Consider the following 1,982-nt stretch of genomic DNA (forward strand, 5'->3'; position numbering starts at 1 on the left):
CTACTGCCGCAAATCAATCCGGCAGATATTGTGAAAATCGAATCGGAAACGGTAAATGATTTTTTTCGCGTGGAGACCGTAAAGCATTCAGGCAGTCTGGACGGCGGCGACTGGCAAACCGAATTAGAAGTGAAGGAAATCAAATGACTTTGACGGAAGCCATCCATAACGAGCTAGACGATATTCATGTTTGCTTACCCGGCAAAATCGTGGCATGGGACGGCAAGACAGCAACGGTTAAGCCAAGCATGCCGCGTGCTTTAGCCAACGGCAGCGAACTGGCCGCGCCACAGATCGTGAGCGTGCCGGTGCTGTTCCCTACTGGTTTAGGCGGCAGCGCAATGATTAGCTTGCCGCTGCAATCCGGCGATGATGTATTGCTGTATTTCTCTGAAGTAGCGCTGGATAGCTGGCTTTCCGGTAGCGATGCCGCGCCGGACGACCCGCGCCGCTTCGATATGTCGGACTGCTTCGCCGCTCCCATGCTGCGCCCGACCGTAGCGGCAGCTGATACGGCTAATCTGCGCCTGCTGTGTGGGGCAAGCTCTTTCGTGATGTCGCCCGGCGGCGAAGTAACGCTGAATGCAAGCAAGTTCCAAGTGAATGCGCCACAGTCGGAATTCTCTGCGGTGGTAACAGCACAAGGGCAAATCAACGGTAACGGCGGCATGGCGGTGGAAGGCGGCAGCGGGGCAACGTTTAGCGGCAACATAAAACAGACTGGCGGCAACTACACCACGACCGGCGATGTGATTGCATCCGGTAAGTCATTAGCCACCCATACCCACCCCGGCGATAGCGGCGGGACAACTGGAGCGCCCCAATGAGTTCAGATTTGAAATTAAACGGCAATCATGACTTGGATTTATCCAATCTGACTTTGACCGATGGCGCAGAACGAGTGCGACAGCAAATCAAGGTTACGCTGCTGACCTTTCTGGGGGAGTGGTTTCTCAATACCGACCACGGCGTACCGTACTTTGAGCAGATTTTAAAGAAAGCACCAAGTCGGGCGGCGATTGAAGCGGTTATCCGCGCCAAAGTGAAAGACGTCCCCGGCGTGGTGTCGGTATCAGAAATGCGCCTGCTAATGGATGCGCCTGGCAGGCGGTTGGCAATACAGGCCAAAGCGCACACAAATGAAGGTTTAGTTGAGATTAAGGCGGAGGTTTGATGGATTACGGTGTTTTGCCTACTGGCTTTATAAAAATGAGGCTGCCTGAAATCCGGGCGGCCATTATTACTGACTTGAAACAGCGGTTACTTGCAGCTGGTCTGCCGGCAGATATTCAAACCCGCCCCGATAGTGTGTTAGGGCTGCTGATTGATACGTTTGCCGAACGAGAAGCGGCACTGTGGAACGTGGCGGAAGGGGTGTACAACGCTATGTACCCCGATACTGCTATCGGCATAGCGCTGGATAACGCGGTAGCGTTTACTGGCGTTCGGCGCTTAGGAGAACGACCAAGCTCGGCAGACTTGCTGATTTATGCCGACCGCACCATTCAAGTGCCACGCGGCGCACAGTTCAAAAATACCGTTACGCAGACGGTGTGGGCAACCACGGTAGATTTGACTGTTTCAGCGGCTAACGCGGCAGAAATTCTGATTACGCCGACTGCGCAGCCTGATTTCACTTATTGGGTAGCCATCGGCGACCAGCGATTCACTTACCGAAGCGGGCGCAACGCTACCGCAGACGACGTGGTAGACGGACTGAAAACAGCCCTATCCACATCATCCGACTTCGCGGCAGAGAAAAACGGCGTATTCCTACGCATCCGATCGCTGGCGGCAGATAGTGTGCGGGCGGCGGTGTCCGACAACCTATCTATCGTTGAAATTGGTTCGGTAGTACCGGCTTCCCCGCTGGAAGGGTTGGAAGAAGCGGCAGCGGATACGATTACTGAAGCTGTTACGCTGATTGATGGAATGAAACGGGTGCGTAACCGCGTGGCAGTAGCTGGCCGGGTGGCAGAAAG

3 protein-coding genes are annotated in these 1,982 nt (G+C 54.7%); all 3 read left to right on the forward strand.

What is annotated here, in order from left to right; all coding sequences use genetic code 11:
- Positions 1-143 precede the first annotated feature (143 nt).
- The gene (locus tag HMPREF2796_RS11800; protein ID WP_210385330.1) at positions 144-827 is read left to right on the forward strand and encodes a phage baseplate assembly protein V; all 684 of its coding nucleotides are present in this window, start codon (positions 144-146) and stop codon (positions 825-827) included.
- Positions 824-1,174: a contractile injection system sheath initiator gene (locus tag HMPREF2796_RS00895; RefSeq protein WP_070630249.1), complete on the forward strand. Its 351-nt coding sequence runs from the start codon at positions 824-826 to the stop codon at positions 1,172-1,174. The genes HMPREF2796_RS11800 and HMPREF2796_RS00895 overlap by 4 nt, the downstream gene beginning before the upstream one ends.
- On the forward strand, positions 1,174-1,982 hold an 809-nt coding region (locus HMPREF2796_RS00900), incomplete at its 3' end, for a hypothetical protein (protein ID WP_210385331.1). The genes HMPREF2796_RS00895 and HMPREF2796_RS00900, both read left to right, overlap by 1 nt.

This window comes from Eikenella sp. HMSC071B05 (assembly GCF_001811325.1).
GTDB lineage: Bacteria > Pseudomonadota > Gammaproteobacteria > Burkholderiales > Neisseriaceae > Eikenella > Eikenella corrodens.

What these genes read in the sequence shown, in the direction of transcription:
- HMPREF2796_RS11800 (WP_210385330.1), top strand. Translation starts at nt 144, where the DNA reads ATGACTTTGACGGAAGCCATCCATAACGAGCTAGACGATATTCATGTT.
- HMPREF2796_RS00895 (WP_070630249.1), top strand. Translation starts at nt 824, where the DNA reads ATGAGTTCAGATTTGAAATTAAACGGCAATCATGACTTGGATTTATCC.